The organism is Curtobacterium sp. SORGH_AS_0776 (genome assembly GCF_031453355.1).
Classification (GTDB): domain Bacteria; phylum Actinomycetota; class Actinomycetes; order Actinomycetales; family Microbacteriaceae; genus Curtobacterium.
Genome location: NZ_JAVIYU010000001.1, coordinates 3,350,183 through 3,375,330 on the forward strand (window position 1 = coordinate 3,350,183; position 25,148 = coordinate 3,375,330).

24 protein-coding genes and 1 pseudogene are annotated in these 25,148 nt (G+C 71.4%); 13 read left to right on the top strand and 12 right to left on the bottom strand.

Going from position 1 to position 25,148, the window contains the following annotated elements:
- Positions 1 to 774: a succinate dehydrogenase iron-sulfur subunit gene (locus QE359_RS16310; protein ID WP_071295792.1), complete on the top strand. Its 774-nt coding sequence runs from the start codon at positions 1 to 3 to the stop codon at positions 772 to 774.
- Between the two features lie 75 nt (positions 775 to 849).
- Positions 850 to 1,494, top strand: coding sequence for a TNT domain-containing protein (locus tag QE359_RS16315; RefSeq protein ID WP_070418435.1), 645 nt, complete (start codon positions 850 to 852; stop codon positions 1,492 to 1,494).
- A gap of 74 nt (positions 1,495 to 1,568) precedes the next feature.
- Here QE359_RS16315 and QE359_RS16320 read toward each other — a convergent pair whose 3' ends face one another.
- The 4 genes from QE359_RS16320 to QE359_RS16335 all read right to left on the bottom strand — a co-directional run bounded on the left by QE359_RS16320 (position 1,569) and on the right by QE359_RS16335 (position 5,045).
- Positions 1,569 to 2,234 (bottom strand): DUF805 domain-containing protein, encoded by a 666-nt coding sequence (locus tag QE359_RS16320; protein WP_309779964.1) that lies wholly within the window; start codon positions 2,232 to 2,234, stop codon positions 1,569 to 1,571.
- Positions 2,231 to 2,755, bottom strand: a complete 525-nt coding sequence (locus tag QE359_RS16325; RefSeq protein ID WP_309779966.1) for a DUF805 domain-containing protein — start codon at positions 2,753 to 2,755, stop codon at positions 2,231 to 2,233. The genes QE359_RS16320 and QE359_RS16325 overlap by 4 nt, the downstream gene beginning before the upstream one ends.
- Before the next feature lie 72 nt (positions 2,756 to 2,827).
- Entirely contained in the window at positions 2,828 to 3,772 is a 945-nt protein-coding gene (locus QE359_RS16330) for an NADP-dependent oxidoreductase (RefSeq protein WP_309779967.1), read from the bottom strand.
- 10 nt (positions 3,773 to 3,782) lie between these two features.
- The gene (locus QE359_RS16335; RefSeq protein ID WP_309779968.1) at positions 3,783 to 5,045 is read right to left on the bottom strand and encodes an ice-binding family protein; all 1,263 of its coding nucleotides are present in this window, start codon (positions 5,043 to 5,045) and stop codon (positions 3,783 to 3,785) included.
- Positions 5,046 to 5,231: 186 nt separating this feature from the next.
- On the opposite strand from QE359_RS16335, the gene QE359_RS16340 reads away from it, so the two are divergent.
- Positions 5,232 to 6,230 carry a diacylglycerol kinase family protein gene (locus QE359_RS16340; RefSeq protein WP_309779969.1) on the top strand — a complete coding sequence of 333 codons (999 nt, stop codon included), beginning with the start codon at positions 5,232 to 5,234 and terminating at the stop codon, positions 6,228 to 6,230.
- Positions 6,231 to 6,322: 92 nt separating this feature from the next.
- Here QE359_RS16340 and QE359_RS16345 read toward each other — a convergent pair whose 3' ends face one another.
- From QE359_RS16345 to ptsP, 4 genes are all read right to left on the bottom strand, one after another.
- Positions 6,323 to 7,480: a mannitol-1-phosphate 5-dehydrogenase gene (locus QE359_RS16345; RefSeq protein WP_071294737.1), complete on the bottom strand. Its 1,158-nt coding sequence runs from the start codon at positions 7,478 to 7,480 to the stop codon at positions 6,323 to 6,325.
- Entirely contained in the window at positions 7,477 to 7,914 is a 438-nt protein-coding gene (locus QE359_RS16350; RefSeq protein WP_022907882.1) for a PTS sugar transporter subunit IIA, read from the bottom strand. Before QE359_RS16350 ends, QE359_RS16345 begins: the two co-directional genes overlap by 4 nt.
- An 85-nt stretch (positions 7,915 to 7,999) precedes the next feature.
- On the bottom strand, positions 8,000 to 9,556 hold the full coding sequence (locus tag QE359_RS16355) for a PTS mannitol transporter subunit IICB (RefSeq protein WP_309779970.1): 1,557 nt from the start codon (positions 9,554 to 9,556) through the stop codon (positions 8,000 to 8,002).
- A 65-nt stretch (positions 9,557 to 9,621) separates the two neighbouring features.
- Positions 9,622 to 11,277: a phosphoenolpyruvate--protein phosphotransferase gene (gene ptsP / locus QE359_RS16360; RefSeq protein WP_309779971.1), complete on the bottom strand. Its 1,656-nt coding sequence runs from the start codon at positions 11,275 to 11,277 to the stop codon at positions 9,622 to 9,624.
- Between the two features lie 266 nt (positions 11,278 to 11,543).
- Between ptsP and QE359_RS16365 the strand changes: the two genes are divergently transcribed.
- Positions 11,544 to 12,314: a DeoR/GlpR family DNA-binding transcription regulator gene (locus QE359_RS16365; protein ID WP_071303090.1), complete on the top strand. Its 771-nt coding sequence runs from the start codon at positions 11,544 to 11,546 to the stop codon at positions 12,312 to 12,314.
- A 76-nt stretch (positions 12,315 to 12,390) separates the two neighbouring features.
- A complete protein-coding gene (locus tag QE359_RS16370; protein ID WP_070418429.1) occupies positions 12,391 to 12,663 on the top strand; it encodes an HPr family phosphocarrier protein in 273 nt (90 codons plus the stop codon).
- On the opposite strand, the gene QE359_RS16375 is transcribed toward QE359_RS16370, so the two are convergent.
- Entirely contained in the window at positions 12,638 to 13,060 is a 423-nt protein-coding gene (locus tag QE359_RS16375; protein WP_309779972.1) for a hypothetical protein, read from the bottom strand. The genes QE359_RS16370 and QE359_RS16375 overlap by 26 nt on opposite strands.
- 56 nt (positions 13,061 to 13,116) lie before the next feature.
- Between QE359_RS16375 and QE359_RS16380 the strand changes: the two genes are divergently transcribed.
- From QE359_RS16380 to QE359_RS16415, 8 genes and pseudogenes are all read left to right on the top strand, one after another.
- On the top strand, positions 13,117 to 13,959 hold the full coding sequence (locus QE359_RS16380) for an exodeoxyribonuclease III (RefSeq protein WP_071296540.1): 843 nt from the start codon (positions 13,117 to 13,119) through the stop codon (positions 13,957 to 13,959).
- Between the two features lie 37 nt (positions 13,960 to 13,996).
- The gene (gene trpS / locus QE359_RS16385) at positions 13,997 to 15,007 is read left to right on the top strand and encodes a tryptophan--tRNA ligase (protein WP_070418426.1); all 1,011 of its coding nucleotides are present in this window, start codon (positions 13,997 to 13,999) and stop codon (positions 15,005 to 15,007) included.
- A 2-nt stretch (positions 15,008 to 15,009) separates the two neighbouring features.
- The gene (locus tag QE359_RS16390; protein ID WP_261646971.1) at positions 15,010 to 15,609 is read left to right on the top strand and encodes a GNAT family N-acetyltransferase; all 600 of its coding nucleotides are present in this window, start codon (positions 15,010 to 15,012) and stop codon (positions 15,607 to 15,609) included.
- A 90-nt stretch (positions 15,610 to 15,699) separates the two neighbouring features.
- Complete coding sequence (gene ribD, locus QE359_RS16395) at positions 15,700 to 16,752, top strand: bifunctional diaminohydroxyphosphoribosylaminopyrimidine deaminase/5-amino-6-(5-phosphoribosylamino)uracil reductase RibD (protein WP_309780451.1); 1,053 nt, start codon at positions 15,700 to 15,702, stop codon at positions 16,750 to 16,752.
- A gap of 29 nt (positions 16,753 to 16,781) precedes the next feature.
- Positions 16,782 to 17,408, top strand: a pseudogene (ribA, locus tag QE359_RS16400) (GTP cyclohydrolase II); the annotation flags it as partial.
- A gap of 228 nt (positions 17,409 to 17,636) precedes the next feature.
- Entirely contained in the window at positions 17,637 to 19,049 is a 1,413-nt protein-coding gene (locus QE359_RS16405; protein ID WP_309779973.1) for an MFS transporter, read from the top strand.
- A 318-nt stretch (positions 19,050 to 19,367) separates the two neighbouring features.
- A complete protein-coding gene (locus QE359_RS16410) occupies positions 19,368 to 19,583 on the top strand; it encodes a hypothetical protein (RefSeq protein WP_022907338.1) in 216 nt (71 codons plus the stop codon).
- A 7-nt stretch (positions 19,584 to 19,590) separates the two neighbouring features.
- Positions 19,591 to 21,411 (top strand): ABC transporter ATP-binding protein, encoded by a 1,821-nt coding sequence (locus QE359_RS16415; protein ID WP_309779974.1) that lies wholly within the window; start codon positions 19,591 to 19,593, stop codon positions 21,409 to 21,411.
- A 37-nt stretch (positions 21,412 to 21,448) separates the two neighbouring features.
- Here QE359_RS16415 and QE359_RS16420 read toward each other — a convergent pair whose 3' ends face one another.
- The 3 genes from QE359_RS16420 to QE359_RS16430 all read right to left on the bottom strand — a co-directional run bounded on the left by QE359_RS16420 (position 21,449) and on the right by QE359_RS16430 (position 24,666).
- The gene (locus QE359_RS16420; protein ID WP_309779975.1) at positions 21,449 to 22,069 is read right to left on the bottom strand and encodes an isochorismatase family protein; all 621 of its coding nucleotides are present in this window, start codon (positions 22,067 to 22,069) and stop codon (positions 21,449 to 21,451) included.
- Between the two features lie 23 nt (positions 22,070 to 22,092).
- Positions 22,093 to 23,586 carry a D-alanyl-D-alanine carboxypeptidase/D-alanyl-D-alanine-endopeptidase gene (gene dacB / locus QE359_RS16425; protein WP_309779976.1) on the bottom strand — a complete coding sequence of 498 codons (1,494 nt, stop codon included), beginning with the start codon at positions 23,584 to 23,586 and terminating at the stop codon, positions 22,093 to 22,095.
- A 99-nt stretch (positions 23,587 to 23,685) separates the two neighbouring features.
- Positions 23,686 to 24,666, bottom strand: a complete 981-nt coding sequence (locus tag QE359_RS16430) for a Gfo/Idh/MocA family oxidoreductase (protein ID WP_309779977.1) — start codon at positions 24,664 to 24,666, stop codon at positions 23,686 to 23,688.
- Between the last annotated feature and the right edge of the window lie 482 nt (positions 24,667 to 25,148).

Below are 25,148 nucleotides of genomic sequence, written 5' to 3' on the forward strand. Positions count from 1 at the left end.
ATGACCGACACCCTGGTCTCCGACGCACCCCGCACCGACACCGTGCAGGACGCCCCTCCCGGATCGTTCCCGGTGACGCTCATCATCCGCCGGTTCGACCCGGACGTCGACGACGAGCCGCGCTGGCAGGACTTCGACGTCATGATGCTGCCGACCGACCGCATCCTCGACGCGCTCCACAAGATCAAGTGGGACCAGGACGGCTCCCTGACCTTCCGGCGCTCCTGCGCGCACGGCGTCTGCGGCTCCGACGCGATGCGCATCAACGGACGCAACCGGCTGGCGTGCAAGACGCTGATCAAGGACCTCGACGTGTCGAAGCCGATCTACGTCGAGGCGATCAAGGGCCTGCCGCTCGAGAAGGACCTCGTCGTCGACATGGAGCCGTTCTTCAAGTCCTTCCGAGAGGTCCAGCCGTTCCTGCAGCCCGCGACCGCCCCCACCCCGGGCAAGGAGCGCATCCAGTCGGTGGCCGACCGTGCGCGCTTCGACGACACCACGAAGTGCATCCTCTGCGCCGCGTGCACGTCGTCCTGCCCGGTGTTCTGGACGGACGGCCAGTACTTCGGCCCCGCCGCCATCGTGAACGCGCACCGGTTCATCTTCGACTCGCGCGACGACGCGGCCGACGTCCGGCTCGACATCCTCAACGACAAGGAGGGCGTGTGGCGCTGCCGCACGACCTTCAACTGCACCGACGCCTGCCCGCGCGGCATCCAGGTCACGAAGGCGATCTCCGAGGTCAAGCAGGCCGTCATGCGGGGCCGGGCCTGACGACGTCGCCGGGACGGGGCCGACGCTCGGCTCCGTCCAAGGCACGTCAGGGGCACCACCGATAGGCTCCGCTCCATGACCTTCGCGGACACGCGCCCCATCCTCGACCAGCTCGGCTACACGATCCGCTACGTGCAGCTCCCCGGAGAGACCCTGCACGAGCCCCCGGTCGAGGGCGCGCTGCGAGTCGTCGCGGTCGAGGGCACGGGCGACTTCGCGCTCGAGGTCGTCGACTACGGGACCGCACGGCGTCTCGCGACCGCCCGGGGCGAGGCGGACGCGGTCGAGATGCTCCGTCGCTTCCTCAACCGGCCGTTCCCGGCGCCGAAGGACATCCCCCGGTACGAGCTCGACGGGCTTCGCGACCGGGCGGCGTCGACGTACCCGCAGCTCGCGCAGCAGGTGGCGCAGGCAGGCGAGCAGGGCCTCACGATCCAGGTGCCGGCCGGCGTGCCGGTGGACCGCGTCGGTGGCCCGGACGGCTACCTGCTGCACCCGCTCGACACCCCGCTGCCGCAGCGCTCGCTGCCGCCGCACGTCGCGTCGGCGCCCGAGACGCACCGCTACCTGGTCGAACGGCCGTTCCTGGTGACGGTCCGGTTCGTCCAGCCCTGGTTCGACCAGCCCGGAGGCGCGTTGCGCTTCCAGACGGCGGATCCGTCCGTCACGGTGCGCGACCTGGTCGTGGACGGTTCGCTCTCGCGGCTCCGGGTGGTCTGACCCGCGCCCCGACCGCAGCACGACGAAGCGGCCCGCCCCCTGCCGGGGCGGGCCGCTTCGTCGTGGTCGTCGCGCTACCCGAGGTCGGGGCGGTCGTACTGCGCACCGGCCGGGTTCGACTCGAGGGCGCCGAAGACGATCCCGGCGATCCCGACGAACAGCGCGATGAGCCAGAACGGTCCGGCCAGGTTCGCGTCGTGCACCCGGCGCCACCCCAGGGCCAGGCTCGGCACGATCGTCGCGAGCCACCAGAGCCCCCAGACCCCGCCGATCAGCAGGGCGACGACGGGCGGCCCCACGGCGTCGGACCGTGCCACGCCGTACGCGTCGGTCGAGGTGTTCGCCGCGATCCACGAGAACAGCGCGACGAGGTAGGCGCCGAGGAAGACGAGGTTGACCAGCCCGTTGGCGAGCGCCCAGAACCAGAACTCGCTCCGGCTGGCCCGCCCGTCGAACCGCGCGTACTTCTTGAAGAACCGCGCGGCGGCGTCGAGGAAGCCGATGCCGTACCAGGGTGCCCAGAGCGGGGGCGTGCCGTCCGGCCCGACCGGGATCGGGGGCTGGAGCTGCGCGTACGGCTGACCGTAGGGCGGGAACGGCTGACCGTACTGCTGGCCGTTCTGCTGCCCGTACGGCGCGGAAGGCTGACCGTAGGGCGCGGAGGGCTGGCCGTTCGGCTGCCCGGCCGGCGGCTGCTGCCCGTCCGGCTGCCCCCACCCGGGTTCGCCGCCGGTCGTCATCGCGATCCGGTCGGCCGGTCGAACCGGGCGCCCTGCGGGTTCGACGGCAGGAACATCATGACGAACACCGCGATCGCACCGAAGAACGGGATGAGCAGCAGCAGCGCGAGGAGTCCGCTGAGGTTCGCGTCGTGCAGCCGTCGCACGATGAGCGCCAGCGTCGGGATGACGAGCGCGAGTCCGACGACCCAGAAGGCCGTCCCGGCGAGCGGGTTGGTCGACATCGTCGAGAAGCCCACGTACGTCGAGGAGGTCGTGGTGGTCGTCGTGCCGGTGGCCGCCGTCAGGATGCCCGTGATGACCGACGCCACGATCCAGATGATGGCGCTCCAGAGGTACCACCACCAGTACTCGCTGCGGCTCGCACGGCCGCTGAACGTCGCGTACTTCTTGAAGACGCGCGAGAACGCCTTGCCGAACGAGATGCCGTACCACGGTGCCCAGATCGGCGGTTCACCCCCGGGTCCGGTCGGTGCGGGCTGCTGGCCGTACGGGTTCTGTGGCGGGTACTGGTCGGTCATGGGTCCCCCTCGGGTGTTGGCTGAAGTACGACAGCGATTCAACCAGAACGCCCCGGCCGCGTCCGCGACGGGTCAGGGGACGAGCGCGAGCTTCCCGCCGGGGTGCTGTGACTCGAGCAGCTCCGCGGCGGCCTTCGCCTCGGCGAGCGGGAACGTCTTCGCGACGGGGACGACGAGGTGCCCGTCGCCCGCGAGGTCGATGAGTCGCGGCCGAACCGAGTCGCGGAACGCCTTGCTCTCCGGCTGGGCTCCGCCGATCGCCCGGATGCCGTCGGCCCCCGCTCGACCGAACGCGGCGATCGTGACGATGCGCGACCGGTCCGCGACGAGCGCGAGCGAGACGTCGACGGCCTCGTCCGTCCCGACGCAGTCGAGCGCCACGTCGACGCCGTCGCCCGTGCCGTCCGCCACGAGTGCCCGGACACGGTCCTCGAGTCCGTCGCCGTAGGCGATCCACTCACCGCCGAAGTCCGCGACGGTGTCGGCGTTGCGCTCGGAGGCGGTGCCGATGACCCGCGCCCCGAGGAGGCGGAGCTGCTGCAGGAGGCTGACCCCGACGGCACCGGCGGCACCGTGCACGAGGACCGTGTCGTTCCCCGAGGCCCGGGTCACCCGGAGCATGTCCGCGGCGGTGGTGCTGGCGAGCAGGAGGTTCGCGGCTTCGGGGAAGCCGAGGGCCGCGGGTTTGGCGAACACGTCCCCTGCCGGCACCGTGAGTCGCTCGGCCCAGCCACCAGCGACCCGGAACGCGAGGACCTCGTCACCGACCGCTCCCCCGCCGGACGCGATCTCGGTGTCCGGGCCGACGGCGCTCAGGACGCCCGCAACCTCGTAGCCGATCGCGATCGGCAGGTCCGACGGGTCGCCCTGCCGGGTGTGCTTCGTGTCGGCGGGGTTCATGCCCGCGGCGCGGACGTCGATCGTCACCTCGCCGGGGCCCGGGGCCGGCACCTCGGTGTCGACGTACTCGAGGACTTCGCTGCCGCCGAACCGCGGGGCCACCCAGTGCTTCGTCATGCTCCCGACGCTACGCGCGCGGTGCCGGACGTCGTCGGGCACGCAGGGTACGGGACCGCAGCACGAGCAGTGCGGAGCCGGCGACGAGGAGTGCTCCGGCGATCGTCAGCGGCACCGTCGGGTCGCTGCCGGTGAAGGCGAGTTCCGCCGGGGAGCTCCCGGAACCACCGCTGCCCGAGCCCGCAGCGACCGGCACGGCCGGAGCGCTCGACGTCGGTGCCGAGGGAGTGGGGGTCGGCGTCGGGACCACCGCGGGAGCGCGGACGGTGAGCACGTACGTCTCGGTGTCGGCCGGGGCCGTGCCGTTGTCCGCCGTGATCGTCACCGTCGTGGTGCCGGGGGTGGTCGGGGTGCCGGAGATGACCCCGGTCGTCGGGTTGATCGTGAGCCCGGGCGGCAGGGTCCCGCCGTCCGAGTACGTGGGCGCGGGCGTCCCGGTCGCCGTCACCGGGAACGAGTAGGGCGTGCCGGCGGTCGCGGCCGTGGGCGTGCCGGACGTGATGGTCGGTGCGACCGTCTCGGACGGGGTGCCGGGGGCCGGGCAGCCGGTCGGCGCCGTGATCGTGTTCGTGTCGAGCGTGACGGCTGCGGTCCGTGCGAGCAGACGCCCGACGACCGTCGCGCCCGTGGTGGCCGTGACGGACTGGTCCGCGAGGACCGTGCCCTGGAACTGCGCGGCGCTGCCGATCGTGGCCGAGCTGCCGACCTGCCAGAAGACGTTGCAGGAGCTCGCGCCACCCGTGGTGAGGATGCGCGTGCCCGATCCGATCGTCAGCGTCGACGCGGCCTGGAACACCCACACGGAGTCGGCGCTGCCCGCGAGCGTCAGCGTCCCGGTGTCCGCGAGTCGCAGTGCGTCGCCGGTGTAGACACCGGGCGACAGGCTGAGGCCGTTCAGCTCCGAGACGCCGGTCTGCGTCGGGGTCAGCGACGCCGCCACGTTGTACGCGGTCGTGGTGTCGGCCTGGGCCTGGGTCGCTGCCGCGTCGGTCTGGTGCACCGTGCCGTTCACGATCCCGTTGCCGGGTCCGCCGAACCCGGTGATCGAGGTCCCCGGGGAGAGCCCGAGATCGCCCTGGACGGTGGTGGGCCCGGTGTTCGTGACGGTCGAGGCGCCGAGGACACCGTACGTCGCGGCCGTGCCGAGCCCGATCGGACCGTCGATGACGGTCGCGGCCGAGGCGGGACCGGAGGACGCGAGCGCCAGCGCTGCCGCCAGTCCGATCCCGGTGCCGATGAGGGTGAGTGAGCGGACGATGGGCGTGCTGGCCATGACGGCCCCTGCCTGTTCAGGAGAGGTACCGCACAGGTGTCGAAGTCACCCGGCACTCGCCGTGCCGCGAGTCTCGCTCGCGTACCTGTGCGTGAGGGTCCCGATTGCCAGGTTCGGCGGATCCGCGGGGATCGGACACACCGGTCCGCGGCGCGATCGCCTCGCGTCCGGCGGTACCGTCGACTGGTGCCCTCCACTCCCGCAGCCCCCGACCGCACGCACCGGACGGACGGCCCGCAGCACGCGGCCGTCGTCGTGAACCCCTCCGCGGTCGACCTCGCCGCCCTCCGCTCGGCGGTCGCCACCGAGCAGGGGTCGCTCGGCTGGGCCGACACCGCCTGGTTCGAGACCGCGGCCGACGACGACGGCCGCGCCGCCGCACGCGCCGCTCGTGACAGCGCACCCGACGTCGTGCTGGTCGTCGGTGGCGACGGCACGCTGCGGGTCGCGGCCGAGGTGCTGCACGGGTCCGGCATCCCGATCGCCCTGCTCCCGACGGGCACCGGCAACCTCTACGCACGGAACCTCGGCATCCCGATCGGTGACGTCACCGCGGCCGTCCGGTCGGCCTTCCACGGCGCGGACCGTGCCGTGGACGTCGCCTTCGCCGCGCTCACCACCGCCGACGGGGACACGACCGAGCACGCGTTCCTCGTGATGGCGGGGATCGGGCTCGACGCCCGGATGGCCGCGGACACGAACGCCGGGCTGAAGAAGCGCTTCGGCTGGCTCGCCTACTCCGACCCGATCATGCGGTCCGTGGTCGGCAACCGCCAGGTCGACCTCCGGTACCGCCTCGACGAGGGCGACGAGCACAGCATGCGGGCGCACACCGTCATCGTGGGCAACTGCGGGACCCTCACGGCCGGCCTGCTGCTCCTCCCCGAAGCGCAGCCCGACGACGGGCTCCTCGACGCGGTGGCGTTCCGCCCGCGTGGCGCCTTCGGCTGGACGAAGATCGGCTACGGCCTCTCGCTCAACCGCTTCTACCACCGGACGCGCTTCGGACGGCTGCTCGCGCGCTTCCTGCCGCGGTCGCGGACGCTCGGCTACACGACGGCGCGGCGACTCGACCTCGTGCTCGACGAGCCCGAGCAGCTGCAGTTGGACGGTGATCCGTTCGGCCTGGTGGCCGCTGCCAGCCTGCGCGTCGAGCACGGCGGTCTCGTGCTGCGGACGGCCTGACGCGGCGGTCCGACGTGGGTGCGTGACGGACTGGAGGCGCGGTGCCAGCCGGCACCGCGCCTCCAGTCCGTCAGGTGGATGCGTCGAGGACGCTAGGCGCGCGCGGACCGCACCCGGTCCGCGAACGCGGCGTGCAACGGGTGCTGCTCGTCGAGCCCGGTGATCTCGGTCACGACCTCGGCGTCGCTCCGGTCCGAGCGCAGCAGCGCCTGGAGTTCGACGCTCTGCTCGTCGTCCGGCACGTCGAAGCGCAGCGCGGCGCCCATGGCGTCGAGCAGCGCCGTCGGCTCCGTGCCGTCCTCGGCGAGGGCGGCGGCGGGCGACACGAAGCGCTCGTCGCGGGAGAGCTTGCGCAGCGGCTGTCGGCCGACGCGGGTCACGGTGTCGGGCAGGTGCGGGTTCTCGAAGCGCCCGATGATGGCCTGCACGTACGCACGGTGCACCTCGGGGTCGAGCTCGTGGCGGCGGACGAGCAGGTCGCTCGTCTCGGCGAGCACGGACTCGAGCTCGGACCGGACCGCGGGGATCGCGATGGCGTCCGAGATCTTGTCCGCCCCGGCGAGGAAGCCGTGGTACGCGACGGTGGCGTGCCCGGTGTTCACCGTGAACAGCTTGCGCTCGATCGACGCGGCGAGGCCGTCGACGTAGTGGGCGCCGGGGATCTCCGGCTCGTTCCCGCCGAACGGCGTGCGGTCGATGGCCCACTCGAAGTAGGTCTCGACGGTGACGTCCAGGCCCGCGCCCTCGGGCTGCGCCGGGACGATGCGGTCGACCGCGGTGTTCGCGAAGACGGCCTTGGCGAGGGCCTGGTCGCGGACGTCGGCGGGGAGCGCCTCGACGATGAACTCGCGCAGGCGGTCGGTGGCGTTGAGGGCGTTCTCGCACGCCATCACGGCGATCGGCGCGGCGTCCGCGTCGCGCTGCTGGAGCGCCTTCGCGATGACCGGCGCGATGAACTTCAGGACGTTCGGTCCGACGGCGCAGGTGACGATGGACGCCGTGGCGATCTCGGCGACGACGGCCGATTCGTCCTGGGCGCTGTTCAGGGCACGGAAGTTCGTGACCTCGTGGTCGCGCGCGTTCTGACCGACCTCGTGCACGGTGTACGAGTCGGCTGCGGCGAGTGCGTCGATGAGGGGCGCTGCGACGTCGGCGAAGACGACCTCGTAGCCGGCCTCGTGCAGGAGCAGTCCGACGAAGCCGCGGCCGATGTTGCCCGCGCCGAAGTGGACGGCGGTGGGGGTGCTCACTCGTTGACCTCGCCGAGGATCGACAGGATCGCGGCGGTGTCCGGTGCGTCCGTCAGCTTCTGGACCTCGTCCTCGTCGCTGAACACGATCGCGATCTTGGACAGGATGTCGAGGTGCTCGTTGTTGACGCCGGCGATGCCGACGACGAAGCGGACGGGGTTGCCGTCCCAGTCGATCGGGGTCGCGTAGCGGATGAACGACAGCGCCGAGGACTTGATGGCGTCCTTCGCGTCGTTCGTGCCGTGCGGGATGGCGAGGAAGTTCCCCATGTAGGTCGAGACGCTCTTCTCGCGCTCGAGCATCGCCGGGTAGTAGTCCGCCGTGACCGCGCCTGCAGCCTCGAGGATCTCGGCCGCCTCCTTCATCGCCTCCGACTTGGTCGGTGCGGTGTCCTCGGTGTGGATCCGGATCTGGCTCTCCTGCAGGACGGGCATCGGGGTTCTCCTTGCTTCGTGACGTGGCGTCGTGGACGTGTGGAGGGGACGAGCCGTGGCCCGTCCCCTCCGATACTGCACTTCGTTACTGGTTCTTGAGCTGTTCGACGACCTGGTCGTACTGCGGCGCGTTCATGAAGTTGCCGACCGACACGTGCTGTGCGTTCGGGTTCTTCTGCTTCGCGCGCTCCGTCAGCTCCTCCTGCGTGATGATCAGGTCCTCGTCACCGGAGAGGTTCGCGATCGCCTTGTTGGAGACCGTGACCCCTTCGATGCCCGCCTTCTTGATCTTGTTGCGGAGGACGCTGGCGCCCATCGCGCTGGAGCCCATGCCGGCGTCGCAGGCGAACACGAGGTTCTGGACACGGGTCGCGGTCGCGGTGGTCGCCGAACCGACGCCACCGAGCGAGGCCTCGGCCTCCTCCTCGTTCGCCGGGGAGTTGTTGCCGAGCAGGCCCGAGGTCGCGGCGTTGACGTCGCGGCCCTTGTTCGCCTGGAGCTTCGCCATCGCGGCGCTCATGTCGCCGCCACCGTTCGCGAGGTCACGCTTGCGGGTCGCGATGAGGAAGAACGACGCGACCGCGAACGACACCGCTGCGGACAGGACGACCGAGAGGATGACGCCGAGGAAGCTGTCCTTCGCCGTCGCACCGAGCACCGCGAAGATCGATCCGGGCGACGCCGGGGCGACGAGACCGGAGTGGAATGCGACGTTGGTCGCGACGCCCGTGGCACCACCGAGGATGACGGCGATGAACAGGACCGGCTTCTGCAGCACGTACGGGAAGTAGATCTCGTGGATGCCGCCGAGGAACTGGATGATGATCGCGCCGGGAGCGGTCGAGCGGGCGATGCCGACACCGAAGAAGGTGAAGGCGAGCAGGATGCCGAGACCCGGGCCGGGGTTCGCCTCGAGCAGGAAGAGGATGCTCTTGCCGGACTCCTGGACCTGCTGCGCGCCGAGCTGGTCGAGCACACCGTGGTTGATGGCGTTGTTGAGGAAGAACACCTTGGCCGGCTCGATGATCACGCTGGCGAGCGGGAGCAGTGAGTGCTGGACGAGGAAGTTCACCGCGTCGCCAAGGCCCTCGGCGATGAGCTTGAACAGCGGCGCGAGCCAGAAGAACCCGGCCATGGCCAACCCGAAGCCGAGGATGCCGGCCGCGTAGTTGTTCACGAGCATTTCGAAGCCGGGCCGGATCTTGCCGTCCCAGAGCTTGTCGATCTGCTTGATGAGGTACGCGCCGAGCGGCCCGCAGATCATCGCGCCGAGGATCATCGTCGTGCCGTTGGCGCCGATGATGACACCCATGGTCATGATCGAACCGACCACCGCACCACGGGTCTCGTAGACCATCCGGCCACCCTGGATCGCGATCGCGAGCGGGATGAGGTAGGTCAGGATCGGGCCGACGAGGCCGACGTTCGCGACGCCGCCCGTCTCACCGAAGCCGCCGAGGATGCCCACGGGCGTCCAGCCGGTCTCGATGAAGAAGGCGGTGATGATGCCCCACGCGATGAAGATCGCGATGTTGGGCATGACCATGCCGGAGAGGAACGTGCCGAACTTCTGAACGGCGACGCGTGCGCCGCCCCGCGACTTCGCGGGGGCGTCGGGCGCTGCAACGGACGACGTTGTCATGTGCGGTGACTTTCTGTGAGGTGCTGCTGCTGCGTGTGGAGGGGAGGTGGTGCTGGGGGTTCGGATCAGGCGGCGTGCGTCGCGGCCGCGGCGGACTTGGCGGCCGCCGCCGTGCTCGCGGCGAGTGCCGCCTGGGCCATCTCGCGGGCCTGGTCGAGGGTGTGCTTGCCGAGTTCGGCGCGCACGTCGGCCAGGGCCGCGGGGGTCATGGAGAGGGTCGTGGCGCCGAGACCGACGAGCACGACGGCGAGCAGCGGGTCGGCCGCTGCCTCGCCGCAGATGCCGACGGGCTTGCCGACGTCCGCACCCGCTGCGCCGAGCTGCGCGACGAGGCGGAGCACGGCGGGGTGCCACGGGTCCTGGTAGGACGCGACGGTGCCGAGCATGCGGTCGGCGGCCATCGTGTACTGGGTGAGGTCGTTCGTGCCGATCGACACGAAGTCGGCGGAGGTGAACACCTGCTCGGCCATCAGCGCGAGCGAGGGGACCTCGGCCATCACACCGGCGGTGCGGATCCCGAGCTCGCGGGCGAGGTCGACGAAGTACTCGGTCTCCTCGGCGTCGGCGACCATCGGGGCCATCACCCAGAGGTCGGCCTCGGTCTCGGCGTCGGCCTGGGCGAGTGCGGTGAGCTGGTCGCGGAGCACCTCGGGGTGGTTCCGGAGCGCCCGGAGACCGCGTCGACCGAGGGCCGGGTTCTCCTCGTCCTTGTCGGTGAGGAACGGCAGGGGCTTGTCGGCACCCGCGTCGAGCGCCCGGACGACGACCTTCTTGCCCGGGAAGGCCTCGAGCAGCTGCTTGTAGGAGTCCTTCTGCTCGTCGACGGTCGGCGCCTTCGGCGAGTCGAGGAAGAGGAACTCGGTGCGGAAGAGCCCCACGCCCTCCGCACCGAGAGCGACGGCGCCCGCGGCGTCGGCGGGGCTGCCGAGGTTCGCGAGCAGCGGGACGGTGTGCCCGTCGGCGAGCGCGCCGGCGGTCAGGGGCGCTGCGGCCGCGGCGAGGCGGTCGGCGATGCGCTGCTCGACGTCGGCGACGAGTTCGGCCGACGGGTCGGTCACGACGGTGCCGGCGGCGGCGTCCACGACGACGACCGTGCCGTCGGACAGGTCGTCCGCACCGGTCACGCCGACGATCGCGGTGATGCCCTTGGCGCGGGCGAGGATCGCCGTGTGCGAGGTCGGGCCGCCGTCACGCGTGACGAGGGCGAGGACCTTGTCGAGGTCGAGGAGTGCAGTGTCGGCCGGCGCGAGGTCGCGGGCGACGAGCACGAAGGGGGTGTCCGACTCGGGCACACCCGGGGCGTGGACGCCGCGGAGCTTGGCGATGATGCGCTGGGCGACGTCGTCGAGGTCGGCGGCACGCTCCCCCATGTAGCCGCCCATCGAGACGAGCAGGTCGCGGAACTGGCCGAACGCCTCGAACACGGCGCGCTCGGCGTTGGTGCCGCCGTCGATGCGGGCGTGCACGTCGTCGAGGAGGGTCGGGTCCTGCGCCATGAGCGCCTGCGCCTCGAGCACGGCCTGGGCGTCCCCGCCGGCGAGCTGCCCCCGCTTGTTGAGGTCCTCCGCCACCGCTGCGATCGCGGCGGCCACGGCCTGCTTCGCGTCGTCCGCCGAACCGGTCAGGGCGTCCTTCGACGGTTCGCCGAGCGGGTCGGCCATGCGGAGCACGGGGCCGTGGGCGACGCCACGGCCGACGCCGGTGCCGAGCAGTTCGGACATTCGAGACTCCTTCATCTCACGCGCGCTTGCGGTGGGGTGGTTCGTTCGGTGCGCGCAGCGCGGAGACGGGACCCCGCCGGTGCGGCTGAGCAGCACCATACCCCGATCCACGTTGACAAACAAACACATCCGGGGATAAAAATGCAGAAACAGATGCCCGTTTGCGTCTGGCGGCGGATCCGTTCGGGTCGCTGCCGCTGGAGACGTGCCCGGTCGTGTCCGTTCCGTTCCGACTCCCCCACCGCTTCCGAGACGACGAGGCCCCGATGTACGCACCAGAGCGCCACCAGCGCATCGTCGAACAGGCGCGTGCGCAGGGCCGGGTCGACGTCAAGGACCTCGCCGAGCTGCTCGAGGTGACCCCCGAGACGATCCGCCGCGACCTCACCTCGCTCGAGCGGCGCGGGCTGGTCCGACGTGCGCACGGTGGCGCGATCCCCGTCGAACGCATCACCCTGCACCCGGGGGTCGGCGACCGTGGCGGCATCAACCAGGCCGAGAAGATGGTCATCGCCGAGGCCGCGCTCGGCGAGCTGCCCGAGAACGGGTCGGTCATGATCGACGCCGGCACCTCGACGATCTGCCTCGCCGAGATGCTCCCGACCGACCGTGGCCTCACCGTCGTGACGCACTCCCTCCCAGTGGCGATGGCGGTCGCGAACCGGCCGGGCATCGACCTGCACCTGCTCGGCGGCAACATCCGCAGCGACTCGCTCGCCGGCGTCGGCACGTGGACGCACCAGCTCATCGGGATGGTCAGCGTGGACGTCGCGTTCATCAGCATCAACGGCATCACGCCCGAGCGCGGCCTCACGACGCATAACATGGCCGAGGCCGCCGTGAAGTCCGCGATGATCAAGTCCGCGCGCCGCAGCATCCTGCTCGCCGACCACACCAAGTTCGGTCGCGAGGAGTTCGGCCGCGTCGCCCCGCTCGCCGCGATCGACACGATCATCACCGACCCCGGCGTGAACGCCGACCTCGTCCGCGAGGTCGAGGCCGCCGGCACCGAGGTCTTCTGGCCCGGCCGCGACTGACCCTGCGTCCCGCCCCGGAACCGCCCACCCCGCGCTCGCTACCATGAGCCAACCACCCATCGACAGGAGTACATCGATGTCCGAAGCCACCCGCACCGTCACCGTCGCCAGCGCGTCCGGCCTGCACGCACGCCCGGCCTCCCTCTTCGTCCAGACCGTGACCGCGTCCGGCCACCAGGTCACGATCGCGAAGGGCGACAAGTCCGGGAACGCCGGCAGCATCCTCGCGCTCCTCGGCCTCGGCATCGAGAACGGCGACGAGGTCACCCTCACGGTGAACGGCGACGACGCCGAGACCACCGCGGACAGCCTGGTCGAGTTCCTCAAGACGGACCACGACGCGGCCTGACCACAGGACGGACGGGAGGCGCGGTGCCAGCTGGCACCGCGCCTCCCGTCCGTCGTCCGGTCGCCCCTACTGCCCCAGCGGCGGGATCGGGCGCAGCTCGCCCCCAGGCGAAGGCGCTCTCGGCGATGAAGTCCTGGAAGTCGTCGGCGATCTTCAGCAGCATCTCCGGTTCCCCGTCGCGGAGCCACAGCCACGAATCGCCGTCGTCCCCGGCGACCGACCAGGCGAGCGCCATCCCCTCGTCGGCGACCTCGGTGTCGACCACCCGCCGCAATCGTTCGGACCAGTCGCTGTACACCCAGAACTCCGCCGCACGGAACTCGTCCCGGCGCAGCATCTGCTCGGCCACGGGACGGAACGCATCGAGCAGCTCCCCCACGGTCATCACGACGGTCACGGCGCGAGCCTACGACCGGCGCAGCCGTGTCGGCACCCGCCGATAGGGTGTTCTGCATGACACGCCTGCGCCTCGCATCCGTCAACGTGAACGGCATCCGTGCCGCGTTCCGGAAGGGCATGGGCGACTGGCTCGCCACCCGCGACGTCGACGTGCTCGCCCTGCAAGAGGTCCGCGCGTCGAGCGACGACCTCGCCGGGCTCCTCGGCGACGAGTGGGACATCGTGCACGACCCCGCCACCGCGAAGGGTCGGGCGGGCGTCGCGATCGCCTCCCGCCACAGCGCGCACGTGCACCGCGTCGCGCTCGGTGCGGACGACTTCGACTCCGCCGGGCGCTGGCTCGAGGCCGACTACGAGATCGGCGGCACCACGGTGACGGTCGTCTCGACGTACGTGCACTCGGGCGAGGTGGACACCCCGAAGCAGGACGAGAAGTGGAAGTTCCTCGACGCGATGACCGAGCGGCTGCCGAAGCTCCGCGAGCACAACCCGCTCGCGGTCGTCGTCGGCGACCTCAACGTCGGGCACGACCAGCGGGACATCAAGAACTGGAAGGGCAACGTCAAGCGCGCGGGCTTCCTGCCGCGTGAGCGTGCCTACTTCTCGCGGTTCTTCGGCGAGCAGGGCGCCGAGGTCGAGGGCGCCGACGGCACGACCGGGCCCGGTCTCGGCTGGGTCGACGTCGGTCGCGCCCAGGCCGGCGACGTCGAGGGGCCGTACACGTGGTGGTCGTGGCGCGGCCAGGCGTTCGACAACGACACGGGCTGGCGGATCGACTACCAGATGGCGACCCCGGAACTCGCCGCGAAGGTCACGCAGTACACGGTCGACCGCGCTGCCGCGTACGACCAGCGATGGTCCGACCACGCCCCCGTGGTCGTCGACTACGAGCTCTGACCCGCACCCCCACACTTCTCCAGCACAGGACAGCACCATGACCAAGACGCGCATCTTCTCGGGCATCCAGCCCTCGGCCGGTTCCCTCCACCTCGGCAACTACATCGGCGCGCTCATGCAGTGGCGGACGCTGCTCGACGACTACGACGCCATCTACTGCGTCGTCGACATGCACGCGATCACGTCCCCGCAGGACCCGGCCGAGCTCCGCGCGAACACCCGGGCGACGGCCGCGCAGTACATCGCCTCGGGCATCGACCCGACCAAGGCGACGCTGTTCGTGCAGTCGCACGTCCCGGCGCACGCCGAGCTCGCGTGGGTGCTGAACACCCTCACCGGCTTCGGCGAGGCGAGCCGGATGACCCAGTTCAAGGACAAGTCCGCTCGGCAGGGCACCGAAGCCGCGTCGGTCGGGCTCTTCACGTACCCGATCCTGATGGCGGCGGACATCCTGCTGTACGACACGAAGGTCGTGCCGGTCGGTGACGACCAGCGGCAGCACGTCGAGCTCACCCGCGACCTCGCCGGGCGCTTCAACTCGCGGTTCGGCGACACGTTCGTCGTGCCGGAGGCCCGGATCCTCACCGACACGGCGCGGATCTACGACCTGCAGGACCCGACGAGCAAGATGAGCAAGTCGGCCGCGTCGGACAACGGCCTCATCCGCCTGCTCGACGACCCGAAGCGCACCGCGAAGAAGATCCGCTCGGCGGTCACCGACACCGAGCGCGAGATCCGGGCCGACCGTCAGGCGAAGCCGGGCGTGACGAACCTGCTGTCGATCCTCTCGGCGTTCACCGGCACCCCGGTCGCCGCGCTCGAGGAGTCGTTCCAGGGCAAGGGCTACGGCGACCTGAAGGGCGAGGTCGCCGACGCCGTCGTGGCCGAGCTCGAGCCCGTGCGCGCCCGCACGCTCGAGCTGCTCGACGACCCGGCCGAGCTCGATCGGCTCCTCGCCGTCGGCGCCGAGCGTGCCGAGTCGATCGCCGCCGAGACCCTCGCGAAGGTCTACGAGCGCATCGGCTTCGTGCCCCGCACCCGGCGCTGACCGTGCGCCCCGTCACGCTGTCGTCCGCCCGGGTGCACCTCGACGTGCCCACCCGGGCGGACGCGTCGGCGATCACCGAGGCCTGCCAAGACCCGGACATCGTGCGCTGGACGACGATCCCCACGCCCTACACCGCCCGGGACGCCACGACCTTCGTCGACGCGCTCGTCGGTCCGGGGTGGGCCTCCGACCGCGAGTACACCTGGGCGATCCGTCGGACGGGGTCCACCTGGCTCGAGGGGATCATCGGGTACCGCACCGCGCGGCGAGACCTCGGCTTCTGGCTCGCACCCTCCGCACGCGGGGCCGGGCTGATGCACGACGCCGTCGGCCTCGTGCTCGACTGGGCCTTCGCGCAGGGTGCGCCGGACGTGTACTGGGAGTGCTACGTCGGCAACACCGCCTCGGCCTCGGTCGCCCGTGCCGCGGGGTTCTCGTACACCGGCACCGGCGACGCGCTCATCCCCGGGCGGGACGGCGCTCCGACGACGGCGTGGAAGGGGCTCCGACGGGCCGACGGCGCTCCCGCGTCCGACCTGCCGTGGCCGGCCGAGACGACGACGGCACGCCCGGATGACGCGTCACCGACCGTTCGCGGATAGTCTCGGACCGTGACCGTCACCCCTCGGCCGTCGGACTCCGCGGCCTCCCCCGCAGCGCACCCCTCGGTCTCGCCGGCCGAGCTCCGTGCGATGCGCCGCGGCCTCGAGCTCGCGGCCCTCGGCCCTGCGGTCGGTGACCACGTCCGCGTCGGCGCCGTGATCCTCTCCCCCGACGGAGCGGTCCTCGCCGAGGGCTGGCACAAGGGCGCCGGCACCCCGCACGCCGAGGTCGACGCGATGGCGAAGGTCGACCCCGCACACCTGGTCGGCGCGACCGCCGTCGTCACCCTCGAACCCTGCAACCACACCGGACGCACCGGTCCGTGCGCCGTCGCCCTGCTCGAAGCGGGGATCGGCCGCGTCGTGTACGCCGTCGACGACCCCGGGCCGGCGGCCCACGGGGGTGCCGAGCGACTGCGGTCCGGCGGAGTCGACGTCGTCTCGGGCGTCCTCGCCGACGAGGTCGAGGACTTCCTCGAGCGCTGGCTCCTCTCGGTGCGCCTCGGACGCCCGTGGGTGACGGTGAAGTGGGCATCGAGCCTCGACGGCCGGGCCGCAGCGGCCGACGGCACGAGCCAGTGGATCACCGGTGCGGCCGCACGCCAGCACGTCCACGAACAGCGCGCCGCGCACGACGCGATCCTCGTCGGGACGGGCACGGTCCTCGCCGACGACCCGAGCCTCACCGCGCGGGGCGACGCCGGCGAACTCCTCGCCGACCAGCCCGTCCCGGTGGTGTTCGGCGACCGGCCGGTCCCCGACGACGCCGCGGTCCGCCGCCACCCTCGCACCCTGCTGACGCTGTCCGGCCACGACCTCGCCGCCTCGCTCCACGCACTGCGGGACCACGGCGTGCACTCGGTGTTCGTCGAGGGCGGGCCCACCGTCGCCTCGGCGCTCATCGCGGCCGGTCTGGTGGATGAGTACCTCGTCTACCTCGCGCCCGTCCTGCTCGGCGGCCCCCGTGTCGCCCTCGGTGACGTCGGCGTGGGAAGCATCGGCGAGCGTCGGCGGTTGGACGTACTATCGACCACCAGCCTCGGCCCCGACCTGCTGGTCCGAGCACGACCCCACCGCGCACCCCGGCCGGCAGCGGCCGAGCCCGGGATCGCGGGGCCCCAGAACGACCGGAGCACCACATGACCGATGCACTCACCTCCCCCACCCCCGGGAGCCCGGTCCAGTTCGAGGTGTCGACGAACGTCCCGACCACGCACGGCACGTTCGAGATGCGCGCGTACCGCGACCTCGTGACGAGCGCCGAGCACGTCGCGATCATCGCCACCGGCCCGGACGGTGCAGCACCGCGCGACGGCGCCCTCGTCCGGGTGCACTCGGAGTGCCTGACGGGCGAGGCGTTCGGGTCCCTCAAGTGCGAGTGCGGCCCGCAGCTCGACGCCGCGCTCGACACGATCGCGGCCGAGGGCGGCGTCGTGATCTACCTCCGCGGGCAGGAGGGCCGCGGCATCGGTCTCATCAACAAGCTCAAGGCCTACCGCCTGCAGGAGGACGGCCTCGACACGCTCGACGCGAACCTCGCGCTCGGTCTCCCCGCCGACTCGCGGGCGTACGGCGGCGCGGCCGGCATCCTCGCCGACCTCGGCATCACCACCGTCCGCCTCCTGTCGAACAACCCCGAGAAGCGTCGTCAGCTCGAGGAGCACGGCATCACGGTCGAGAGCCTGGTGCCGCTGGTCGTCGGCGTCTCCGCGCAGAACGCGGCGTACCTCGACACGAAGCGCGACCGGATGGGGCACCAGCTCCCCGCGCACCTCGAAGCGGGCAGCCCGCTGGCCTGACCGAGCCCCGGCCCGGCCCGGCCCGGCCCGGCCCGGGCACGATCCAGCGGATTCGCAGGTTCCCGACATCTGTCGTACGATGGTGGCCCCCGTCACAAGCGGTACACCACCCCGAACCGAACGCACCCGATCAGTGCCCGCGCCACCCTGCGCGAACCGATCGGTGTCCGCCGTCCGGAACACCGCTGCGCTCCCCCGTGAGCGTCATCCACGGAGTCTCCTCACCCCATGTCCGCCGCACCGGCACCCGCATCCCCGAAGACCGCAGGCAACCCGCGCTCCCGCGTCGTGATCGCCAGCCTCGTCGGCACCTCCATCGAGTTCTACGACTTCTACGTCTACGCGACCGCCGCGGTCCTCGTCTTCCCGACGCTCTTCTTCCCGAACGAGGACCCGACGGCCTCGCAGCTGTCCTCGTTCGTCACGTTCGCCCTCGCGTTCTTCGCCCGCCCGGTCGGGTCGATCATCTTCGGCCACTTCGGCGACCGCGTCGGCCGCAAGGCGACCCTCGTGGCGTCCCTGCTCGTGATGGGCACCGCGACGTTCCTCATCGGCTGCCTGCCGACGTTCGACTCGATCGGCATCTGGGCTCCGGTGCTCCTCGCCGTGATGCGCTTCGCGCAGGGCGTCGGGCTCGGTGGCGAGTGGTCGGGCGCGGCACTGCTCGCGACCGAGAACGCGCCGAAGGGCAAGCGCGGGGTGTTCGGCTCGATGCCGCAGCTCGGCGCCCCGATCGGCTTCCTGCTCGCCAACGGCCTGTTCATCGCGATCAACGCGGCGATGCCCGCCGGCGCCGACGGCACCCCGAACCCGGACTTCCAGGCCTGGGGCTGGCGACTCCCGTTCCTGCTGTCGGCCGTCCTGGTGATCGTGGGCCTCTACGTGCGGTTCAAGCTCGTCGAGTCGACGGTGTTCCGTGGCGTCCAGGAGTCCGGTTCGGTCGCCAAGGTCCCGCTCGGCCGGGTGTTCCGCACCTCGTGGCGCGCCGTCATCGTCGGGACCTTCGGCATGGTCGCGACCTACGTCCTCTTCTACTTCATGACGACGTTCACGCTGTCCTACGGCACCACCGGAGCCGAGGCCGGCCCCCTCGTCCCGAAGATCGGCCTCGGCTACACCCGTGGCGAGTTCCTCACGCTGCTCATGATCGGCGTCGTGTTCTTCGGCATCTTCACGCCGATCGCAGGCATCCTCGCCGACAAGTTCGGCCGTCGTCGCACGCTCATCCCGACCACGATCGGCATCGCGATCTTCGGCCTGACGTTCCAGTTCTGGTTCGCCGCGTCGACCGGTCCGATCACGGTGGTGACGTTCCTGATCGTGGGACTGTCGCTGATGGGCCTGACGTTCGGTCCGATGGGCGCCCTGCTGCCGGAGCTCTTCCCGACGAACGTGCGGTACACGGGTTCGGCGATCGCCTACAACGTCGCGTCGATCCTCGGCGCTTCGCTCGCTCCGACCATCGCGCTCGCGCTGTGGCAGCCGGACGGCAACATCTTCCTGGTCGGGCTCTACCTCACGATCGCCGCGGTCGTGACGCTCGTCGCCCTGTTCTTCATCCGTGAGACGAAGAGCGCCGCGCTCGACGCGGCGGACACCGCCGGCGAACCGGACGCAGCACCGGTGGACGCGCGCGCCTGACGCGACCACCTCCGCAGACGGGAGGCGCGGTGCCGGCTGGCACCGCGCCTCCCGTCCGTCGTGCGGGGACGTACCGGGGACGTACCGGGGCCGTACGCATGATCCGACACCCCACCAGTCGATCGACGCGCGCTTCGTCGGAACATGCACGCGTACCGTGTGCGTCCGCATGTTCCGACACTCCACCAGTCGATCGACGCGTGCTTCGTCGGAACGTGCACGCGCATGCACGCTCACAGGCGTCACCGCACCACGCCGCCCACCCCCGCGCGTCAACCCGAGTTGACACTATCGGTGCGTCAATGTAGGTTGACACGCGTGGACCGACCGACCATCACGAGCCTCGCCGCCGGCGCAGCCGGAGACGACCCGTTCTCCGCCCTCGCCAGCGTGCGCGAACTCCGTCGTGAGCTCGACCGGACCGAGGAACTCGCGGCCCGACGTGCCCGGAACGCCGGCGCCTCGTGGCAGGAGATCGCGACGCTGCTCGGCGTCAGCCGCCAGGCAGTGCACAAGAAGTACGGCAGAAACTAGGAACACGATGAGCTCCCCCTTCGCCAGACCCAAGAAGACCGACGGTCCCCGCGCCACGTTCGGCCGACTGCTGAGCTACCTGTTCGAGAACAAGCCCGCGATGGTCGTCATCATCGTGCTGAGCGTCCTCGGTGCGGGTGCGTCCCTCGCGCAGCCGCTGCTCGTCAACCAGGTCATCACCGCCGTCCAGCACGGCAACACCCTGAGCACCCTCGTCTGGCTGCTCGTCGGACTCGTCATCGTCGCGGGCGTCCTCAACGGTGTGCAGCACTTCCTGCTGCAGCGCGCGGGTGAAGGCGTCGTCCTGTCCACCCGGCGGAAGCTCATCGCGCGCATCCTCAACCTGCCGATCTCCGAGTTCGACACGCGCCGCACTGGCGACCTCGTCTCCCGCGTCGGCAGCGACACGACACTGCTGCGCGCCGTGCTGACGCAGGGCCTCATCGAGTCGATCGGCGGCGCCCTGACGTTCATCGGCGCCATCATCGCGATGGCCGTCATCGACCCACTGCTCCTCGGCATCGTCGTCGTCATCGTGCTCGTCGCGATCGTCGTCGTCGGCGGGCTCAGCCGCCGCATCCGCGTCGCGTCGAAGCGTGCGCAGGAGAAGGTCGGCGACCTCACCGCGGCGGTCGAACGCGGCATCGGTGCCGTCCGCACGATCCGTGCCGCCGGTGCCACTGAGCGCGAGGTGCACGAGGTCGACAGCCACGCGACCGAGGCCTACCGTCGTGGCCTCGACATCGCGCGGATGTCGGCGTTCGTGGTGCCCGTCGCGAGCATCGTCATGCAGGTCGCGTTCATCGCCGTCCTCGGCGTCGGTGGTGCGCAGGTCGCAGCCGGCACCATCACGATCGCGACGCTCATCACGTTCATCCTGCTGCTCTTCATGATGATCATGCCGCTCGGCCAGGCCATGGGCGCTGCCGTCGCCGTCGCCCAGGCGCTCGGTGCGCTCGGCCGCATCGAGGAGATCCTGCACCTCCCGACCGAGGCGCAGGAGGATCAGGCCGTCCGCGTCGCCGCCGCGGTGGAGAGCGACGACGCGATCGCCTTCGAACACGTGTCGTTCCGGTACGCGCGTCCGGCCCAAGCCTCCGGTGCGGACGGCGCCGAGCCGGCCGTCGACGACGACACCGCCTCCGACGACGTGGTGCTGCACGACGTGTCCTTCCGGGTCCCACGCGGATCGCGGGTCGCACTCGTGGGACCGTCCGGCGCGGGCAAGTCGACCACGCTCGCCCTCATCGAACGGTTCTACGACCCGACCGACGGGGTCATCCGGCTCGGCGGCGTCGACGTCCGTGGCCTCGACCGCGCCGAGCTGCGCGCGCAGATCGGGTACGTCGAACAGGACGCTCCGGTGCTCGCCGGCACGATCCGGGCGAACCTGCTGCTCGGTTCACCGGACGCCACCGAGGACGACTGCGTCCGCGTGCTCGAGGCCGTCAACCTCGGCGAGGTCCTGCACCGCGATCCCCGCGGCCTCGACGCCCAGGTCGGCGAGGACGGCGTCATGCTCTCCGGCGGTGAACGGCAGCGGCTCGCGATCGCACGGGCACTCCTCGCCGCTCCGCCGATCCTGCTGCTCGACGAGTCCACCTCGTCGCTCGACGGCGTCAACGAGCAGAAGATGCGCCTCGCGATCGACGCCGTGACCGAGGACCGCACGCTGCTCGTGATCGCGCACCGACTGTCCACGGTGGTGGACTCGGACGTGATCGTCGTGCTCGAGCACGGCCGGGTCGTCGGCGTCGGGACCCACTCGGAACTCGTCGAGTCGACGCCGCTCTACCGCGACCTGGCGAAGCACCAGCTGCTCGTCTGAGCCGGCGCGGCCGCGGTCGGTCGACGGTACGCCGAGGTCAGAGGAGCGCCCCGCCGGGGTTCGCCAGTCCCTCGTCCATGTCGCTGTGGTCGACGTGCCCGCCTGCGGCGCGGATCTCGTCGAGCGCCCGCGCGCTGCGGGCTTCGTCCACCCCGACCACCAGGTCGTCGTAGACCGCGACGTCGTATCCCGCAGCCCGGGCGTCGAGCGCCGATGCGCGCACGCAGTGGTCGGTGGCGATGCCGACCACGTCGATCGTCACGACGCGGTGCTCGGCGAGGACCTCGGGCAGCGGGACGCCGTCCTCGGTGCGCGCCTGGAACGCCGAGTAGTCCGGCGTGCCCTGCCCCTTGAAGACGTGCACGTCGATCGGAGCGGTGTCGAGCCGCGGGTGGTACTCGGCCCCCGGGGTCCCGGCGACGCAGTGCACCGGCCAGGTCGTCTCGTAGTCCGGACCCTCGGGACCGGCGAAGTGGCCGCCGTTGTCGTCGTCGCCGTGGTGCCAGTCGCGGGAGCCGACGATGAGGTCGTACTCGTCGGCGTGCCGACCGAGGAACGCGGTGATGCGTCGCGCGAGGTCGTCCCCGCCGGTCACACCGAGGGCACCGCCCTCGGTGAAGTCGTTCTGGACGTCGACGACGAGGAGTGCCCTGGACATGGGTCCATCCAACACCCGCGGCCTCAGGAGCCGGTGAGCCTGCTCCCGCACGAGTAGGTCGCCGCCGTCACCGCGTCGAGTGCGGGCAGCGCCGCGGCCCGCGAGGACCCGATCGCGTAGAAGGCGAACGTCAGCCGGGTGCCGTCGGCCGCGTCGATGTAGCCGCCGAGGGTGTTCGCACTGTCGATCCACCCGGTCTTCGCGTGCACCTTGCCCCGGGCGACGGCGTTCGCCCCGGTGAACCGACTGGCCAGCGTGCCGGACTGTCCGGACACCGGCAGGGCGTTCGCGAGCGTCCCGAGGCCCTTCGCACCGGCGGCGACCTGCACCATGAGGTGCGCGACGAAGTTCGGCGACACGGCGTTCGCGGCGCTCTCCCCCGAGCCGTCCTTGATGACGATGCCGGCCGGGTCGACGCCGTACGACTTCAGGGCTGCCTGGTACACGGCGGTCAGCGAGGCTGCGGAGCCGTCCGAGCCGGACTCCTTCGACGAGATCCGCGCGAGCATCTCGGCGAGGGTGTTGTCCGAGTTCGGGATCATCTGCCCGATGAGCGTCGACACCGGCTGCGAGGAGACCGTGGCGATCGTGTCCGTGCTGGTCGTGGCACGCTTGACGATCTGCGCGTTCCCCGCACCGGCGACCCCGGCGTTCGCGAGGGCCGTGCGGAACAGGTCCCCGGCGCGACCGACCGGATCGGTGGAGCGCGGCGAGGTCTGGGCACCCGGGTTCGCGCGGTCACCGTCGACCATGAGCGCCGTGACGTTCGGCTGGTAGCCGATCGTCCGCTCGCTCACCGGCCAGGTGGGGTCCCAGGCGTCGGCGTCGTTCCAGTACGTGTCGTCCGTGACGATCGTCGTCACCGGGGTGTTGCCGAGCTTCGCCTTCACCTGCTGGGCGAGCTGCGCGAGCGTCGGGGCGCCCGGGTACACCGTCGCTCCGCCTGCCGAGAGCGTGGCGTCACCGTGGCCGACGAGGGCGATCGCACCGCCGGACTCCTTCGTCACGGTGGTCGGGATGCGGTGGTCGCCGCCGAGGACGGCCAGCGCGGTCGCCGTCGTCAGGGTCTTCATCACGCTGCCGGTCTGTGCGGCCTCGTCACCGTTGCGCGAGAACAGCACCTCGCCGGTCTTCGCGTTCATGACGTACCCCTCGAACGCGCCGAGGCCGCTCGCCGAGGCGGCGTTCGTGATCGTGCACGTCCGGAGGGCGGAGGGGCCCGCGGCGTCGTCCGGCACCGTGCGGCCGCTCGGCGTCGGTGTCGGGGTGGGGGCGGCCGTCGTCGGTGCGGGGCTGCTCGACGCGGTGGCGGACGGCGTCGCGGCCGCCGTGGTCGTCGGGGTCGGCATCGTCGCCGCCGCCACGGCCACGGCACCGCCGGACCCGAGCACGAGCACGGTCGCGAGACCACCCGCGACCCACGGCACCGGGCGGCGGGCGAACGAGGCGCGGACGGCGGTGCGCGCGTCGCGGAGGCGGTCCGCGACGCCGCGCGGTGAAGGCTGCTGGTCGGACATCGCGAACGATCCTACGGAACTGCGGGAGGAGCCTCCAGGCCCACTTTCCGGATCCGGACGTTCCGCGCCCTTCCGGGCGTCAGCCGTCGGTCGGTCGCGTCAGCCGTCAGCCGGGTACCGGACGCCGACCTGTCGGCGAGCCTCGTCCATGAGCGCCATGATCGCGACCGTCTCCTCGGGGTCCATCGGGCCGCCCTCGTGGGTGCCGGACTCGACCATCGACTCGAACGCGCGGACCTCGTGCGCGTAGCCGGTGAGTTCCTCGCGCCCGTCGAACTCCTCGACGACGTTCCCGTCGCGGTCGCGGAGCCGCCAGGTCGTCGGCGTGAACCACGTCGAGTCCAGGTCGATGCGGCCGTCCTCGCCGATGACCGAGGCGGTGTTCGGACTGCGGAGGTCGAGCCCGAAGTGGAGCATCGACTGCGTCCCGCCCTCGTGCGTCAGCACCAGGCCCATCTGGGTGTCGACGCCCTGCTCGCTCAGGGTGCCCGCGGCGACGACCGACGTGGGGACGCCGAGGACGTCGACCGCGAAGGAGATCGGGTAGATGCCGAGGTCGAGCATCGCGCCACCGCCGAGCGCAGGGTCGTTCAACCGGTGTGCCGGGTCGGACGGCAGCGCCTGGTGGTGGGTCGCCTCGACGAGCCGGACCCGCCCGATGCGGCCCTCGGCCACGAGCTCGCGGATCATCGACATCTGCGGGAGGAAGCGCGTCCACATCGCCTCCATGACGGCGACGTCGGCGCGCCGGGCGGCGTCGACCACCAGGCGGGCCTCGTCCGCCGTGATCGTGAAGGCCTTCTCGACGAGGACGTGCTTGCCGGCCTCGATGGCGAGCAGTGCGTCCGCCGCGTGCCGCGAGTGCGGTGTCGCGACGTAGACGGCGTCGACGCCGTCGTCGGCGACGAGGTCCTCGTAGGAGCCGTGCGCCCGCGGGATCCCGAACTCGGCCGCGAACGTCTCGGCGCTCGCGGGCGTCCGGCTGCCGACCGCGACGAACTCGACCCCCGCGGCCGTGCAGTCGCCCACGAAGGACCGTGCGATGCCGCCCGTACCGATGACTCCCCAGCGAACCGTCATGGGACCTGTCTACCAGGGGCCGTGCTCGGCACACCGCTGTCCACCCGCAGCACTTTGGTATGGACTGCACTGGTGATTGCCAGCTAGCGTGCTGCTGCGCCCCCTGAACGGGGGTCCCGCGGTCGCGTCCGACGGCCGCTCCCCCAGCAGAAAGCGATCAGGTCCTCCATGCGCCGATCCGTCCTGTCCGTCGTCGCCACGAGCGCGGCCATCGTCATCACCTCGACCCTCGTCGGTGTCACCCCGGCGACCGCGCACGGCTGGGGATCGCCCGGACACGGCTGGGCACCGCCGGGCCACTCGGCCGACGCGGGGCTGCAGCCCCGGACGCAGTTCACGATGGCGGCCGACGGCTCCTCCGGCGCGAGCCAGGGCGGCGAGGGCATCCCGAACATCGACTCGGTCAAGAAGACCATCGCGACGTACTACGGCGACCCCGGCACCGGACTCGCGAACCGCACCGACTCCCCCTACATCCGCGA